Here is a 15,278-nt window from a genome sequence, read left to right on the forward strand (position 1 = left end):
GCATGAAAACCCTCACCGACCTCACCGCCATGATTCTTCCGTACCGACTCGAAGCCCGCACGACGCCGTCGCGCACGGTGCGCATCGCCGTGCCGCTCATTGCGGCGCTGCTGACGCTCGCCATCGGCTTCCTGATCTTCGGCCTCGTGGGCCGCGATCCCGTGCAGGCGATGTACGCGTTCTTCGTCGAGCCGCTTTCGAGCATCAACGGCTGGTCCGAACTGTTGCTCAAGGCCTCGCCGCTGTGCCTGATCGCGCTGGGCCTCGCGGCCGGCTATCGTGCCAATGTGTGGAATATCGGCGCGGAAGGGCAGATGGTACTGGGCGGCATTGCGGCGAGCGGCGTCGCGATCTGTTTCGACCAGTCGACGGGGTGGTGGATCCTGTTTCTGATGATGCTCGCGGGCGTGCTGGGCGGCATGGCCTGGGCGGCGATTCCCGCGTGGCTCAAGAGCCGCTTCAACACCAACGAGATCCTCACGAGCCTGATGCTCACCTATGTCGCCACGCAACTGCTGATCTGGCTCGTGAGCGGCCCGTGGCGCGATCCGAACGGCATGAATTTCCCGCTCTCGGAAATGTTCAGCGGCGACGCGCTCTATCCGACCTTCGGCGGCGACTGGCGCATCCACTGGCTGCGCGGCACGCGCCTGAATGCCTCGATCTTCCTCACGCTCGCGGCCATTCCGCTCATGTGGCTCTTCATGCGCCGCAGCTTCGCGGGCTACCGCATGAGCGTGGGCGGGCTCGCGCCGCTCGCCGCGCGCTATGCGGGCTTCTCGGAGAAAAAGACGATCTGGACTTCGCTGCTGCTCTCGGGCGGCCTCGCGGGGCTCGCGGGCATGGGCGAGATCGCCGGCCCGATCGGCCAGTTGCAGGCGACGTGGTCGCCGGGCTATGGCTTCACGGCGATCATCGTCGTGTTCGTCGGGCGTTTGCATCCGGTCGGCATCGTGCTTGCGAGCCTCCTGATGGCGCTCCTTTATCTGGGCGGCGAAGCCGTGCAAACCTCGCTGCAGTTGCCGCAAGCACTTTCGGGCGTGTTCCAGGGCTTGCTGCTCTTCTGCCTGCTCGGCGCGGACCTTTTCGTGAACTATCGCGTGCGCCGCCGCCAGCCTCTCACAGCGGCGAACTGATCGACGAGACCTCCAGAAAAAACGCATCCGGAACAGGCCACATCACATGGATATCCAGCAAGCCAGTTCGCTCGCATCGAGCGCCGTCACCGCCGCCATTCCGCTCATGTTCGCGGGCGTGGGCGAACTCGTCACCGAAAAGTCGGGCGTGCTCAATCTCGGCGTGGAAGGGATGATGCTGATGGGCGCCGTGACCGGCTACGCCGTCACGGCGATCACGGGCAGTCCGTGGCTCGGCCTGGTCGCGGGCATGGCGGCGGGCGTCGCCATGTCGCTGCTGTTCGGTTTTCTCGTGCTCACGATGCTCGCCAACCAGGTCGCCACGGGACTCTCGCTCACGATCTTCGGCGTCGGGCTTTCGGCATACGTGGGCAAGCCGTATACCTCCGCCGCCACGTCGGCGACCATCGCAGCCTGGCCGATTCCGGGACTGTCGCAACTGCCCGTGGTCGGTCAGGCGTTCTTCAGCCTGACGCCTGTCGATTATCTCGCGTTCGTCATGTTCGCCGTGGTCGGCTGGTTCCTCTATCGCACGCGCGCCGGGCTCGTGTTGCGCTCGGTGGGCGAGTCGCCCCAGGTCGCGCATTCGGTGGGCTTTCCCGTGATCGGCGTGCGCTACGGCGCGACGGCCTTCGGCGGCGCGATGGCCGGCCTCGCGGGCAGCTACTACTCGGTCGTGCAACTGCATTTGTGGCAGGAGCAGATCACGGCGGGGCGCGGCTGGATCGCGCTCGCGCTGGTGGTGTTCGCGACGTGGCGTCCCGGGCGCCTGTTGATCGGCGCGCTGCTGTTCGGCGCGGTCACGGGCGCGCAGTTCTACGCGCAGGCCGTGGGCGTGCCCGTGCCCACGCAGTTCCTCGCCATGCTGCCCTACGTCGCGACGATCGTCGTGCTCGTGCTCATCTCGCGCAACCCGAACACGATACGCCTGAACGCGCCGGCTTCGCTCGGCAAAACTTTCTTTGGTGCCGCATAGGCGGGGTCAATCAGTACGGAATGCCAAACAATACGCATTGAACGCTCGCAGTCATCTCATCCACGACAGGAGATCCACGATGAAAAAAACCATCCTGACCGCCTTTGCCGTCGCCGCGACCTGCGGCACGGCGGCGCTCGCGCCCGCGGCTCAGGCCGCCGACACGCCGGGCGTCGCGTTCGTCTATCTCGGCAATCCGGGCGATGCCGGCTGGACCTTCGCACACGATCAGGGCTCGAAGGCCGCCGAGCAGAAGTTCGGCAACAAGATCAAGATCACGCGCGTGGAGAACGTGCCGGAATCGGCGGACTCGGAACGCGTGTTCCGCGATCTCGCCAGCAAGGGCAACAAGATCATTTTCGGGACGAGCTTCGGTTATCAGGACTTCCAGCTGAAGGTCGCGAAGGACTTTCCGGATGCCGTGTTCCTGCACGCGACGGGCTACAAGAAGGCGCCGAACTTCGGCACGTATGACGTGCGCATGTATCAGGGCGCGTACCTGGCCGGCGTCGCCGCGGGCTATGCGACGAAGACCAACACGCTCGGCTTCGTCGCGTCGGTGCCGATTCCCGAGGTCGTGCGCAACATCAACGCCTATACGCTCGGCGCGCGCTCGGTGAATCCGAAGGTCCACACCAAGGTCATCTGGATCAATAGCTGGTTCGATCCGGGCAAGGAAAAGCAGGCCGCCGAAACGCTGATCGGCCAGGGCGCGGACGTGCTGCTGCAAAACACCGATTCGAGCGCCACGCTCGCCACCGCCGAGGAGAAAAAGGTCCACGCGTTCGGCTGGGATTCGAACATGAAGAAGTTCGGCCCGCACGCGCATCTCGGCTCCGTCGAGGCGAACTGGGGCGTGTACTACGTCGCCGCGATCCAGCAGGTGCTCGACGGCAAGTGGAAGAACGACCCTGTGTGGTGGGGCATTCCGCAGAAGGCCGTCGATCTCGGCGACGTGAACACGTCGGAGCTGTCGGCCGATGCGCAGAAGACCGTCGCCGCGAAGCGCGAACAGATCGCGAGCGGCAAGTGGGATGTCTTCACGGGCCCGATCAAGGATCAGACGGGCGCGGTGAAGGTGCCGGCCGGCAAGACGCTGACCGACCCGGAACTGCAGCGCCTGAACTGGTACGTCGAAGGCGTGGACGGTTCGCTGCCGAAATAAGCGGGAGCGGGGCACAACCGCGCCGTCGGCGCGGCGTGCGCCTTTTCCGTGCGATTTGGGCGGCCGCACGACGGACGGCTGCGCGTGGCCTCGGCGGCTCGCGCAGCCGTTTTACTTTGCCGCCGCGTCAGTCGTCGAGGCGGATGCCGACCTTGATCGTGACCTGCCAGTGCGATATCTGGTCGTTTTCGATCAATCCGCGCGTCTCCACGACCTCGAACCAGTGCAGGTAACGCAGCGTCTTCGAGGCGCGAGCAATGGCGCACCGGATGGCGTCGTCGCTCGATACCTTGGACGAGCCGGTAAGTTCGATCTGCTTGTAGACGTGGTCGCTCATGACAATGTCTCCTCGGAGGCGCGGCGTGGGGTGTCAATCGAGTATAGGCAACGCACGCGCGACGCAGACGCGAACAGGGAACGAGCCCTTGCGCCGGGTATCATGGCGCCTCGCGAGGGAGCGGGCATTGAATGCGCCAACGCGCCAACGCGCCAACGCAGAAAGGCGGCAACGACGGCCGCGAACCAGGCAGGAGACGGAGAAGATGGACGAGCAGGACAAGCAGGTATTGGGCTTTTGCGGACCGGGACTGATGGGCGCGCCGATGATCCGCCATTTGCTGCGCGCGGGGTACGCGGTGCGCGTATGGAACCGCACGCCGGCGAAGGCCGAGGCGCTGGCCGCCGAGGGTGCCCAGGTGGCGGCGACGCCCCGCGAACTCGCCCGCGAGACCGACGTCGTGCTGCTGTGCGTCGCGGATGCGTCGGCCGTCGAGCAGGTGGTGTTCGGCGGTCAGGGGCTTCTGGATGGCGCGCCGGGCGAGGGCATGCGCGTGCGGCGCATCGTCGATCACTCGAGCATCCCGCCCGACGCGACCCAGGCGTTCGCCCGGCGCGCCGCGGCGCACGGCGTGGCCTGGGTCGATGCGCCGGTTTCGGGTGGCGTGGCGGGCGCCCGGAACGGCACGCTCGCGATCATGGCGGGCGGTGCGGCAGCCGAAATTCGAGCCGTCGCACCGATCCTGGCCGCTTACGCGGCGCGCGTCACCCACATGGGCGCGGTGGGCGCGGGCCAGACCACCAAACTGTGCAACCAGGCGATCGTCACGGCGACGGTCGCCGCCATCGCCGAGGCGGTCAGCCTCGCGCGCCGCAGCGGCATCGACGCCGCGAAGCTGCCCGAGGCGCTTGCGGGCGGCTGGGCCGACTCGACGCTGCTGCGCACGTTCGTGCCGCGCATGACGCAGGACGGGCTCGAACCGATCGGCGCGCTGAAAACGTTCCAGAAGGACGTGGACACGATCGCTGCGGCGGCCGCGCAAACGGGCACGCCCATGCCCGTGTCGGGCGCGGTCCAGCAACTACTGCGTCTGGCGGCGGCGATGGGACTCGCGCAGGCGGACCTTTCGGGCTTCATCGAGGTGCTGCAGACGCCGCGTGTCAGCCAGCCTTAGCGCTCAGGCTGGCCCCGCCCCGAAGCGGGCAGGCGACCCCCGCTTTGGCGTTCAGCCCGGCCCCGCGCCGAGGGAGCCGGCCATTTCTTCGTGCCGGTTGCACCTGCGCCCCGCCCCGTTGCCACAAACAGGGCGCGAGCGCCGGCTGGAACTCGCGCGCCAACTGACATAACCTGCTAAAGTTACAGGTTTTTCTCCGATCTACTTTCCGGGACGCGCTGTGCTCTCTACCGCCAACATCACCATGCAATTCGGGCCGAAGCCCTTGTTCGAGAACATCTCGGTCAAATTCGGCGAAGGCAACCGCTATGGCCTGATCGGCGCGAACGGTTGCGGCAAGTCCACGTTCATGAAAATCCTGGGCGGCGACCTCGAGCAAAGCTCGGGCACCGTCATCCTCGAACCGAACGTGCGTCTGGGCAAGCTGCGCCAGGACCAGTTCGCCTACGAAGACGTGCGCGTGCTCGACGTCGTCATGATGGGCCACACCGAAATGTGGGCCGCGATGACCGAGCGCGACGCGATCTACGCGAACCCCGAGGCCACCGACGACGACTACATGAAAGCCGCCGATCTCGAAACGAAGTTCGCCGAATACGACGGCTACACGGCCGAAGCGCGCGCGGGCGAACTGCTGCTCGGCATCGGCATCGGCACGGAATTCCACAACGGCCCGATGAGCGCCGTGGCGCCGGGCTGGAAGCTGCGCGTGCTGCTCGCGCAGGCGCTGTTCTCGAAGCCGGACGTGCTGCTGCTCGACGAACCGACCAACAACCTCGACATCAACTCGATCCGCTGGCTGGAAGATGTTCTGAACGAGTACAACTCGACCATGATCATCATTTCCCACGACCGCCACTTCCTGAACCAGGTCTGCACGCACATGGCGGACATGGACTACGGCACGCTGAAGGTCTGGCCGGGCAACTACGACGACTACATGCTCGCGTCGGCGCAGGCGCGCGAGCGTCAGCAGGCCGCGAACCAGAAGGCCAAGGAGCGCGTGGCCGACCTGCAGGATTTCGTGCGCCGCTTCTCGGCCAACAAGTCGAAGGCGCGCCAGGCCACCAGCCGCCTGAAGATGATCGACAAGATCAAGATCGAGGAATTCAAGCCCTCGTCGCGCCAGAACCCGTTCATCCGCTTCGAGTTCGAGAAGAAGCTGCACAACATCGTCGTGGTCGCGGAAGAGATCACGAAGACCTACGAGCGCCGCATCTTCAACAAGTTCAGCCTCAGCGTGCAGCCGGGCGAGCGCATCGCGATCATCGGCGAGAACGGCGCGGGCAAGACCACGCTGCTGCGCTCGCTGCTCGGCAGCCTGGCCGTCGACGGCGGTTCGGTGAAGTGGGCCGAGAACGCGAACGTCGGCTACATGCCGCAGGACACGTACGAAGAGTTCCCGAACGACGTCACGCTGATGGACTGGATCGACCAGTACCGCCAGGAAGGCGACGACGAGCAGTCGGTGCGCGGCACGCTGGGCCGTCTGCTGTTCAACGCGGACGACATCAGGAAGTCGGTCAAGGTGCTCTCGGGCGGCGAAAAGGGCCGCATGATCTGGGGCAAGCTCATGCTCGGCCGCCACAACGTGCTGCTCATGGACGAGCCCACGAACCACATGGACATGGAATCGATCGAGTCGCTGCAGATCGCGCTCGAAAAGTTCGAAGGCACGCTGATCTTCGTGTCGCACGACCGCGAGTTCGTGAATGGCCTCGCCAACCGCGTGATCGAGGTGAAGACCAACGGCACGATCAACGACTACAGCGGCAACTACGAGGACTTCCTCGCGAGCCAGGGGCTGCATTGAACCTGGGCCGAGCCTGAAGCGGGCCGGTAAATGACAAGGACGGGCGGCGCGGGAGCGTCGCCCGTTTTGTTTTCGGGGTGCGCGGTCCGCGCCGCTCAAGGCTTTACGTAAGCGTCAACCACGCTAGAATGCGGGATCGCCGCGGCGCAGCCGCGATGCCACGCAAACAAACCGGAGACAGGAGCACGCCCATGCACAACTACGATCAGCTCTACATCGGCGGCCAGTGGGTCGCGCCGCGGGGCAAGGGGACGATCGAGGTGATCGATTCCGGCACCGAAGCGGCGATGGGCCGCATTCCCGAGGGCATCGAGGCCGACGCCGAAGCGGCCATTGCCGCCGCGCGCGCCGCCTTCGACGGCTGGGCCGCGACGCCCGCCGCCGCACGCGGCGCGTATCTGCAGAAAATCGCCGACAACCTCAAGGCCCGCACCGACGAACTCGCCCAACTGATCGCGGGCGAGGTGGGTATGCCGCTCAAGCTCGCGCGCGCGATCCAGGTGGGCGGCCCCGTCTACAACTGGGGCGCCTATGCGAAGCTCGCCGGCGAGTTCCCGTACGAGGCGCGCGTGGGCAATTCGCTCGTCGTGCGCGAGCCGGTCGGCGTCGTCGCGGCCATCACGCCGTGGAACTATCCGCTCAACCAGATCACGCTCAAGGTCGCCGCCGCGCTCGCGGCCGGCTGCACCGTCGTGCTCAAGCCTTCGGAAATCGCGCCGCTCAACGCGTTCGTGCTCGCCGAGGCCATCCACGCAGCGGGGCTGCCCGCGGGCGTGTTCAATCTCGTGACCGGTTACGGGCCGGTGGTCGGCGAACTGCTCGCACGCCATCCGGACGTCGACATGGTGTCGTTCACCGGCTCGACCCGCGCGGGCAAGCGGGTGTCCGAAGTGGCGTCGGCGACGGTCAAGCGCGTCGCGCTCGAACTGGGCGGCAAGTCGGCCTCCGTCGTGCTCGACGACGCCGATTTCGCGGCTGCGGTGAAGGGCACGGTGGGTGCGTGCTTCCTGAACTCGGGGCAGACCTGCTCGGCGCACACGCGCATGATCGTGCCGGAGTCGCGTTACGAAGAGGCGCGCGAACTGGCGAAGCAGGCCGCCGAAGCGTTCACGGTGGGCGATCCGCGCGACGAGACGGCGAAGCTCGGGCCGCTCGCCTCGAAGGTGCAGCAGGAGCGCGTGCTGAAGTACATCGGGCGCGGCATCGCGGACGGCGCCGACCTCGTGACGGGCGGCACCGGTATGCCCGCTGGCGTGACGAAGGGCTTCTTCGTGAAGCCGACCGTGTTCGGCCGCGTGCCGCGCGACGCGGCCATCGCGCAGGAGGAGATTTTCGGCCCGGTGCTCACGATCCTCACCGCAAAGGACGAGGACGACGCCGTGGCGATCGCCAACGACTCGCTCTACGGCCTTGGCGGCGCGGTCTGGGCCGGCAGCGACGAGCGCGCGCTGCGCGTGGCGCGGCGCATCCGCACGGGCCAGATCGACATCAATGGCGGCGCGTGGAACATGGCCGCGCCGTTCGGCGGCTTCAAGCAGTCGGGCCACGGTCGCGAGAACGGTGCGTATGGCCTCGAGGAATACCTCGAATACAAGTCGCTGCAATTCAAGGTGCCGAAAGCCTGATGAGGCATGTCGTCGCGCTATCGCAATCTTTTAGTGCGACGTGTTGATGTAAGTCATGAGTGCGGATGCCATTTCTGGCATCCGCGTTTTTGCTTGACGTGTATCAATGTCATATGTGGGGTACGCGCGACCATAGGCGCTTTGTCATCGACACAGCAAAGCGGGTCACCATGTTTCCTACACACTCCTTCGCACCGCTTCAGATTCGCGGCCGTCAACTCCTGCCCATCGTGCAGGGCGGCATGGGCGTCGGCATTTCGGCGCACCGGCTGGCTGGCAGTGTCGCGCGCGAAGGTGCGCTCGGCACCATCGCGAGCATCGACCTGCGCCATCATCACAGCGACCTTATGGAAATGTGTCGCGCCGATCCCCGGCACGAAACGCTCACGCGTGCGAACCTGATCGCGCTGGGCCGCGAGATTGCCGCGGCGCGCAAGCTTGCCGGCGGCAACGGCATGGTTGCCGTGAATGTCATGAAGGCGGTGAACGCGCATGCCGACTACGTACGCGCCGCCTGCGAGCACGGCGCCGACGCCATCGTGATGGGCGCCGGCCTGCCGCTCGACCTGCCCGATCTCACGGCCGGCGTCGACATCGCGCTCGTGCCGATTCTTTCCGACGCGCGCGGCGTCGCGCTCGTGCTCAAGAAGTGGATGAAGAAGGGCCGTCTGCCCGACGCCATCGTGATCGAGCATCCGGCCTATGCGGGCGGCCACCTCGGCGTGACCGACATTACCGACATGGACAACGAACGCTTCGCCTTCGCGAAGGTTTTCGAGGAGCTCGAAGGCGTGTATGCCTCGCTCGGCATCACGCGGCGCGACGTACCGCTCGTCGTGGCGGGCGGCATCAACAGCCACGAGGCCGTGCGCAAGTGGCTCGAGGCCGGCGCGAACGGGGTGCAGGTCGGCACACCGTTCGCCGTGACCGAGGAGGGCGACGCGCACCCCGAATTCAAGCGCGTGCTCGCCGATGCGAAGCCAGAAGACATCGTCGAATTCGTGAGCGTGACGGGCCTGCCTGCGCGCGCGGTGAAAACGCCGTGGCTCGAGCGTTATCTGCGCAACGAGTCGCGTATCCGCGCCAAGATCGGCTCGCTCAAGCTTGCTTGCCCCACTGGGCTCGAATGCCTTACGGCGTGCGGGTTGCGCGACGGCATCGAAAAATTCGGCCACTTCTGCATCGACACGCGGCTCGCCGCGGCGTTGCGCGGCGATGTGGCGAACGGCCTGTTCTTCCGTGGCCGCGAGGCGCTGCCCTTCGGCAACGCGATTCGCAGTGTTCGCGATCTGCTGGAGCTGCTGCTGACCGGTGTTGCGCGACCATCGGTCGCACAACGACCCGCCTTCGCACTGGCTTGACCCGTATCAAGACTGTGCCGCACCTCGTCTCTGACAATTTGTAGGCCTCTACGAGGCTATATCTAAAGACACGGGGAATATCGATGCAAAAAGCAATAAAAAGGACAGCGGCAACCGCTGCCCTTATGGGGGTAGTGTTTTTCGCGACGCCGGCCAGCGCGGCCGGAACGCCCGACACGGGCATCTATGGGGGCGACTGGCTGGTGCGCTTGCGCGCGATCAGCATCATGCCGGACGCGCGCTCGAGCGATACGCTCAACGTGCTCGGCACGAACGTGAACAACGCCATCGTACCCGAACTCGACTTCACCTACATGGCGACCAACAACATCGGCGTCGAGCTGATTCTCGGCACGTCGCGCAACCAGGTGACGTCGAACATCGGCGCGCTCGGCGGTGTGGGCGTGCTGCCGCCTACGCTGCTGCTGCAGTATCACTTCAACAATGCGGGCAAGGTGCGGCCATATGTGGGCGCGGGTATCAACTACACGCTCTTCTACAACAACGGCCTGCATGCGGGCGGACAGTCGGTTGGGATCGAGAACCACAGCTGGGGTCCGGCGCTGCAGTTCGGTATCGACTTCCAGGTGACGAAGAAAATGTTCGTGAACGTGGACGTCAAGAAGATCTGGATGCACACCGACGCAACGCTGGGCGGCACGCCGCTCGGCACGTTGCATATCGATCCGATCATAGTGGGTCTCGGCGTGGGTATGAAGTTCTAACCGCCGCTTCACCGCTTTTCAAACGCCGGCTTGCCCGGCGTTTTTCATTGGCGCTCGGGGCGCTCGGTCGTGCCGCTCAGGCGCGGTCCTTCTGGAAGCGCATGGCGGTGCCTTCGCTTTCAATGCGCGCCCACACGGCGCGCTTTTCCTCGTCGGCCATGAAAACCCAGTTGGCAACTTCCACTGCGGTGCGGCCACAACCTTTGCAGATGTCGTCGAAGAGGGTCGAGCACACGCCGATGCACGGGCTGTCGGGGAGGTCGTGGAGGTTGGATGCCATGGAAGAGCCTTGGGGCGTGGCCGACGCTTCGAGGTCGCCGGCTTCGGTACGAAACGCCGCTATGTTAGCCGATCCCGTGCGAGGCGGCCGTCCACCGTCTCCTGGCCGCGCCACGAGAGCTTTCGATGTGCGATGGATCGCCCCGGCTTGCCGGACGGCTGATCGGCCCATCCATCGATTGTCGGACGCAACTGCAAGGAGATAGCAAGGCGGCGTACGCACGCGCCTTAAGACGCGTGCGGGTACGCGAGAGGGGCAGCCTTCCCGCATCCCCTCGATGGCAGGCCGCGGCGGGCAGTGCCCGGGAGCGCACGCGGCGTCGTATGCATGTGTGCCCGAAGCGGTTTTTTATGGACACGGCCCGTGAAACGGCTAAAATTGCGCGCGATTTACCGTCCGCGCGCAAACCGCCATGCTTCTCACGGCCCATGTTCCGTTTGCGCGACACGCCGGCGTTTTTTTTGTCGCCTGGCATGTTTGATGGTAGGTTCGGTAAAGTCAGGGGAGCCGCGCAGCGCGCGGCGCGATGCGAGGCAGGCAGCCGGCAGGAACCGGCCAGGATCGGAGAACGGGATGAAGAAAGGAGTTGTGGCGCAACTGGCCGCGCTCGCGCTGTGCGCGGCGCCGTGGATGACGTCCGTGGCGAAGGACACGCAGTTGAACGTGTACAACTGGTCCGATTACATCGCCAAGGACACGATTCCGAACTTCACGAAGCAGACCGGCATCCAGGTCAAATACGACAACTACGACAGCGACGACACGCTTCAGGCCAAGCTGCTCGCCGGCAATTCCGGTTACGACATCGTCGTGCCGACCAGCAACTACGCGGGCAAGCAGATCGCCGCCGGCATCTTCGCGCCGCTCGACAAATCGAAGATCCCCAACCTCAAGTATCTCGATCCGCAACTGATGGCGCTCGTCGCCGGCGCGGATCCGGGCAACAAGTACGCGGTGCCCTGGGCGTACGGCACGACCGGTCTCGCCTACAACGTCACGAAGGCGCAGCAGATCCTCGGCAAGAACGTGCCGCTCGACAACTGGGACATCCTCTTCAAGCCCGAGAACATCTCGAAGCTGAAGGCCTGCGGCGTATCCGTGCTCGACGCGCCGGACCAGATGTTCGCGGCCGCGCTGCACTACATCGGCAAGGACCCGCTTTCGACGAACCCGGACGACTATCGCGCCGCGCTCGCGATGATGAAGAAGATCCGTCCGTACATCACGCAGTTCAACTCGTCGGGCTACATCAACGACCTCGTGGGCGGCGATATCTGCTTCGCTTACGGCTGGTCGGGCGACGTCGTGATCGCCAAGCATCGCGCCGTCGACGCGAAAAAGCCTTACAAGATCGAGTACTACATTCCGAAGGGCGGCGCGCCGATCTGGTTTGACGTGATGACCATCCCGAAGGATGCGCAGCACAAGGAAGCCGCGCACGAGTGGATCAACTACATCGAGACGCCGCAGGTCCACGCGGCCATCACGAACGCGGTCTACTATCCGAGCGCGAACGCGGAAGCGCGCAAGTATGTGAACAAGGACATCGCGGACGACCCGGCCGTGTACCCGCCGCCCGAAGTCCTCAAGACGCTGTTCCTGCTCAAGCCGTTGCCGCCTGAGATCCAGCGCCTGCAAACGCGTCTGTGGACCGAATTCAAGTCGGGCCGCTGACGCGGTCGGCGCGGTAGTCCGAAGTTTTACCCCGAGCCCTCGGTACGATGCCGGGGGCTTTGTTCGTCAACCCCGTCCAGTATCCAGGCAGAACCAGGCAGGGCAGAGAGAATCATGAGTGACCAGTCGAGCGCGCCGGCAGCCGCCGGTACGCTGCCTTCGGGCTTCGCCGCGGCAGATCCGGCCGCGGACAACTTCGTGCAGATCGTCGATGTCGTCAAGAAGTTCGGCGAGACGACAGCCGTCAAGGGCGTCAATCTGTCGGTGAAGAAGGGCGAGCTGTTCGCGCTGCTCGGCAGTTCGGGCTGCGGCAAGTCCACCTTGCTGCGCATGCTTGCGGGTCTGGAGACCGTCACGTCGGGCAAGATCCTGATCGACGGCGAGGATCTCGCGCCGCTCCCGCCGTACCGCCGGCCCGTCAACATGATGTTCCAGTCGTATGCGCTCTTTCCGCACATGACGGTCGAGTCGAACGTCGGCTTCGGGCTGCGCCAGGAAGGCGTGAAGAAGGGCGAACTCAAGGATCGCGTGGCGGCCGCGCTCGAACTCGTGCAGATGTCGCGGTTCGCGAAGCGCAAGCCGCACCAGCTCTCGGGCGGCCAGCAGCAGCGCGTGGCGCTCGCACGCTCGCTCGTGAAGCGCCCCAAGCTGCTCTTGCTCGACGAGCCGATGTCGGCGCTCGACAAGCAGATTCGCCAGCGCACGCAGATCGAGCTCGTCAACATTCTCGACAAGGTCGGCGTCACCTGCATCATGGTCACGCACGACCAGGAAGAAGCGATGACGATGGCGAACCGCCTCGCGGTGATGAGCGAAGGCGAGATCGTCCAGCTCGGCACGCCCAACGAAGTCTACGAATTCCCGAACAGCCGTTTCTCGGCGGAGTTCATCGGCTCGACCAATCTCTTCGACGGCAACGTGGTCGAGGACGAGCCCGACCACGTGTTCGTCGAGTGCGCGGCGCTGCCGGTGCGCCTTTATGTGAATCACGGCATTACCGGGCCGCTCGGCATGCCCGTGACGATCTCGGTGCGCCCCGAGCGCATCGCGCTCACGCGCAAGCCGCCCGAGGGCGTGTTCAACTGGGGGCGCGGCGTCGTGAAGAACATCGCGTACATGGGCGGCTACTCGCTTTATCACGTGAAGCTCGACTCGGGCAAGACCGTGGTCGCGAACATGTCGAGCCTCGCGCTCTCCGAGATCGACTCGCCGACGTGGGAAGACGAGGTCTACGTGCGCTGGAGCGCTTCGGCCGGTGTGGTGCTGACGTCATGACGGGCACGCTCAAGAGCATCCTCTACTGGCCGGTCAGGCGCTTTAACCTGACCGGCCGCACGGCCGTGGTGGCGGGCCCGTTCTTCTGGCTGCTGCTGTTCTTCCTCGTGCCGTTCGTCCTGGTCGTGAAGATCAGCTTCGCCGACCAGCAGCTCGGCATCCCGCCGTACACGGAACTCACGTCGTTCGCCGACGGCGTCTGGCACATCGCGCTCGACTTCTCGCACTACGCGTTCCTGTTCCAGGACACGCTGTACTTCGCGACCTACGTGAATTCGGTGGTCGTGGCGGCGATTTCGACGCTGCTATGCCTGCTGATCGGCTATCCGATGGCGTACTACATCGCGCGCTCGAATCCGGCCTCGCGCAACATCCTCATGATGGCCGTGATGCTGCCGTTCTGGACGTCGTTCCTGATTCGCGTGTACGCGTGGATCGGCATCCTGAAGAACAACGGGCTGCTGAACAATTTCCTGATCTCGGCCGGCATCATTCACTCGCCGATCGAGCTCTATCACACGAACACGGCCGTCTATATCGGCATGGTGTACTCGTACCTGCCGTTTCTCGTGATGCCGCTCTACGCGCACCTGGTGAAGATGGACCTCACGCTGCTCGAAGCCGCTTACGACCTCGGCGCAAAGCCATGGCGCGCGTTCGTGGAGATCACGCTGCCGCTCTCGAAGAACGGCATCATCGCGGGCTGCCTGCTGGTGTTCATTCCGGCGGTGGGCGAGTACGTGATTCCCGAGCTGCTCGGCGGCGCGAATACGCTGATGATCGGCCGCGTCATGTGGAACGAGTTCTTCGACAATGCCGACTGGCCGATGGCCTCCGCCGTGACCTGCGCGATGGTGCTGCTGCTGCTCGTGCCGATGGCGCTGTTCCAGCACTACCAGGCGAAGGAACTGGAGGGCCGCGGCAAATGAAACCGAATCGCGTTTTGCAGTTCATCGCGCTCGGCCTCGGCTTTGCGTTCCTCTATATCCCGATCCTTAGCCTGATCGTCTACTCGTTCAACGAATCGCAGCTCGTGACGGTCTGGACGCATTTTTCGACGCGCTGGTATCAGGCGCTCGTGACCGACGGCGAACTCATCACCGCAGCCTGGCTTTCGCTGCGCATCGCGCTGATGACGGCGTTCGCCTCGGTATTCATCGGCACGTGGGCGGGCTTCGTGCTTGCGCGCATGGGGAGCTTTCGCGGTTTCACGCTCTTCTCGGGCATGATCAACGCGCCGCTCGTGATTCCCGAAGTGATCCAGGGCATTTCGCTGCTGCTGCTCTTCGTGGAAATGGGCAAGCTGATCGGCTGGCCCGCGGGGCGCGGCGTGTTTACGATCTGGATCGGTCACGTGATGCTGTGCATTTCGTACGTCGCGATCATCGTGCAGTCGCGCGTGCGCGAGCTCAATCCGTCGCTGGAGGAGGCCGCGCTCGACCTCGGCGCGACGCCGTTCAAGGTGTTTTTCCAGATTACGCTGCCGCTCATTTCCCAGGCGCTCGCCGCGGGCTGGCTGCTCTCGTTCACGCTCTCGATCGACGACCTGGTGCTCTCGGCATTCCTTTCGGGCCCGGGCTCGACCACGCTGCCGCTCGTCGTCTTCTCGCGCGTGCGCCTCGGCCTGAACCCGGAGATGAACGCGCTTGCCACGCTGTTCATCGCGGTCGTGACGGCGGGTGTGATTGTCGGCAACTACTTCATGCAACGCGCGGAGCGCAGGCGCATGGCAATGGCGGTCTGATTTTCGCGGCGCCACGACGCGCCACGCAGCGCGATGCGAAGCGGCGCGGACAG

The 15,278-nt window shown here is 65.0% G+C and carries 14 protein-coding genes; 12 read left to right on the forward strand and 2 right to left on the reverse strand.

Going from position 1 to position 15,278, the window contains the following annotated elements:
* The first annotated feature begins 29 nt into the window (after positions 1-29).
* From BLU17_RS19990 to BLU17_RS20000, 3 genes are all read left to right on the forward strand, one after another.
* Positions 30-1,136, forward strand: coding sequence for an ABC transporter permease (locus BLU17_RS19990; RefSeq protein ID WP_092000373.1), 1,107 nt, complete (start codon positions 30-32; stop codon positions 1,134-1,136).
* A gap of 46 nt (positions 1,137-1,182) precedes the next feature.
* On the forward strand, positions 1,183-2,112 hold the full coding sequence (locus BLU17_RS19995) for an ABC transporter permease (protein WP_092000181.1): 930 nt from the start codon (positions 1,183-1,185) through the stop codon (positions 2,110-2,112).
* Between the two features lie 79 nt (positions 2,113-2,191).
* Positions 2,192-3,277, forward strand: coding sequence for a BMP family ABC transporter substrate-binding protein (locus BLU17_RS20000; protein ID WP_092000184.1), 1,086 nt, complete (start codon positions 2,192-2,194; stop codon positions 3,275-3,277).
* A 127-nt stretch (positions 3,278-3,404) separates the two neighbouring features.
* Here the strand turns inward: BLU17_RS20000 and BLU17_RS20005 are convergent, their stop codons facing one another.
* Positions 3,405-3,614 (reverse strand): dodecin, encoded by a 210-nt coding sequence (locus BLU17_RS20005; protein WP_092000187.1) that lies wholly within the window; start codon positions 3,612-3,614, stop codon positions 3,405-3,407.
* Between the two features lie 4 nt (positions 3,615-3,618).
* On the opposite strand from BLU17_RS20005, the gene BLU17_RS20010 reads away from it, so the two are divergent.
* The 5 genes from BLU17_RS20010 (at position 3,619) to BLU17_RS20030 (ending at position 10,252) form a co-directional block, all read left to right on the forward strand.
* Entirely contained in the window at positions 3,619-4,728 is a 1,110-nt protein-coding gene (locus BLU17_RS20010) for an NAD(P)-dependent oxidoreductase (RefSeq protein WP_143189303.1), read from the forward strand.
* Positions 4,729-4,948: 220 nt separating this feature from the next.
* Positions 4,949-6,541: an ABC-F family ATPase gene (locus BLU17_RS20015; protein ID WP_092000193.1), complete on the forward strand. Its 1,593-nt coding sequence runs from the start codon at positions 4,949-4,951 to the stop codon at positions 6,539-6,541.
* Between the two features lie 191 nt (positions 6,542-6,732).
* Entirely contained in the window at positions 6,733-8,166 is a 1,434-nt protein-coding gene (locus BLU17_RS20020; protein ID WP_092000196.1) for an aldehyde dehydrogenase family protein, read from the forward strand.
* Between the two features lie 170 nt (positions 8,167-8,336).
* Positions 8,337-9,527 (forward strand): NAD(P)H-dependent flavin oxidoreductase, encoded by a 1,191-nt coding sequence (locus BLU17_RS20025; protein ID WP_092000376.1) that lies wholly within the window; start codon positions 8,337-8,339, stop codon positions 9,525-9,527.
* Positions 9,528-9,610: 83 nt separating this feature from the next.
* Entirely contained in the window at positions 9,611-10,252 is a 642-nt protein-coding gene (locus tag BLU17_RS20030) for an OmpW/AlkL family protein (protein WP_092000198.1), read from the forward strand.
* A 76-nt stretch (positions 10,253-10,328) separates the two neighbouring features.
* On the opposite strand, the gene BLU17_RS20035 is transcribed toward BLU17_RS20030, so the two are convergent.
* Positions 10,329-10,532: a DUF1289 domain-containing protein gene (locus BLU17_RS20035; protein WP_092000201.1), complete on the reverse strand. Its 204-nt coding sequence runs from the start codon at positions 10,530-10,532 to the stop codon at positions 10,329-10,331.
* A 573-nt stretch (positions 10,533-11,105) separates the two neighbouring features.
* Here BLU17_RS20035 and BLU17_RS20040 point away from each other — a divergent pair.
* The 4 genes from BLU17_RS20040 to BLU17_RS20055 all read left to right on the forward strand — a co-directional run bounded on the left by BLU17_RS20040 (position 11,106) and on the right by BLU17_RS20055 (position 15,225).
* A complete protein-coding gene (locus BLU17_RS20040) occupies positions 11,106-12,206 on the forward strand; it encodes a polyamine ABC transporter substrate-binding protein (RefSeq protein ID WP_092000204.1) in 1,101 nt (366 codons plus the stop codon).
* Between the two features lie 114 nt (positions 12,207-12,320).
* Positions 12,321-13,481, forward strand: coding sequence for an ABC transporter ATP-binding protein (locus BLU17_RS20045; protein ID WP_092000207.1), 1,161 nt, complete (start codon positions 12,321-12,323; stop codon positions 13,479-13,481).
* Positions 13,478-14,410 carry an ABC transporter permease subunit gene (locus tag BLU17_RS20050; protein ID WP_092000210.1) on the forward strand — a complete coding sequence of 311 codons (933 nt, stop codon included), beginning with the start codon at positions 13,478-13,480 and terminating at the stop codon, positions 14,408-14,410. Before BLU17_RS20045 ends, BLU17_RS20050 begins: the two co-directional genes overlap by 4 nt.
* Positions 14,407-15,225 carry an ABC transporter permease subunit gene (locus tag BLU17_RS20055; protein WP_092000212.1) on the forward strand — a complete coding sequence of 273 codons (819 nt, stop codon included), beginning with the start codon at positions 14,407-14,409 and terminating at the stop codon, positions 15,223-15,225. The genes BLU17_RS20050 and BLU17_RS20055 overlap by 4 nt, the downstream gene beginning before the upstream one ends.
* Positions 15,226-15,278 lie beyond the last annotated feature (53 nt).

The sequence above is a fragment of the Paraburkholderia lycopersici genome (assembly GCF_900096975.1).
GTDB classification, from domain to species: domain Bacteria; phylum Pseudomonadota; class Gammaproteobacteria; order Burkholderiales; family Burkholderiaceae; genus Paraburkholderia; species Paraburkholderia lycopersici.

What these genes read in the sequence shown, in the direction of transcription:
- BLU17_RS19990 (WP_092000373.1), top strand. Translation starts at nt 30, where the DNA reads ATGATTCTTCCGTACCGACTCGAAGCCCGCACGACGCCGTCGCGCACG.
- BLU17_RS19995 (WP_092000181.1), top strand. Translation starts at nt 1,183, where the DNA reads ATGGATATCCAGCAAGCCAGTTCGCTCGCATCGAGCGCCGTCACCGCC.
- BLU17_RS20000 (WP_092000184.1), top strand. Translation starts at nt 2,192, where the DNA reads ATGAAAAAAACCATCCTGACCGCCTTTGCCGTCGCCGCGACCTGCGGC.
- BLU17_RS20005 (WP_092000187.1), bottom strand. Translation starts at nt 3,614, where the DNA reads ATGAGCGACCACGTCTACAAGCAGATCGAACTTACCGGCTCGTCCAAG.
- BLU17_RS20010 (WP_143189303.1), top strand. Translation starts at nt 3,619, where the DNA reads ATGTCTCCTCGGAGGCGCGGCGTGGGGTGTCAATCGAGTATAGGCAAC.
- BLU17_RS20020 (WP_092000196.1), top strand. Translation starts at nt 6,733, where the DNA reads ATGCACAACTACGATCAGCTCTACATCGGCGGCCAGTGGGTCGCGCCG.
- BLU17_RS20025 (WP_092000376.1), top strand. Translation starts at nt 8,337, where the DNA reads ATGTTTCCTACACACTCCTTCGCACCGCTTCAGATTCGCGGCCGTCAA.
- BLU17_RS20030 (WP_092000198.1), top strand. Translation starts at nt 9,611, where the DNA reads ATGCAAAAAGCAATAAAAAGGACAGCGGCAACCGCTGCCCTTATGGGG.
- BLU17_RS20035 (WP_092000201.1), bottom strand. Translation starts at nt 10,532, where the DNA reads ATGGCATCCAACCTCCACGACCTCCCCGACAGCCCGTGCATCGGCGTG.
- BLU17_RS20040 (WP_092000204.1), top strand. Translation starts at nt 11,106, where the DNA reads ATGAAGAAAGGAGTTGTGGCGCAACTGGCCGCGCTCGCGCTGTGCGCG.
- BLU17_RS20045 (WP_092000207.1), top strand. Translation starts at nt 12,321, where the DNA reads ATGAGTGACCAGTCGAGCGCGCCGGCAGCCGCCGGTACGCTGCCTTCG.
- BLU17_RS20050 (WP_092000210.1), top strand. Translation starts at nt 13,478, where the DNA reads ATGACGGGCACGCTCAAGAGCATCCTCTACTGGCCGGTCAGGCGCTTT.
- BLU17_RS20055 (WP_092000212.1), top strand. Translation starts at nt 14,407, where the DNA reads ATGAAACCGAATCGCGTTTTGCAGTTCATCGCGCTCGGCCTCGGCTTT.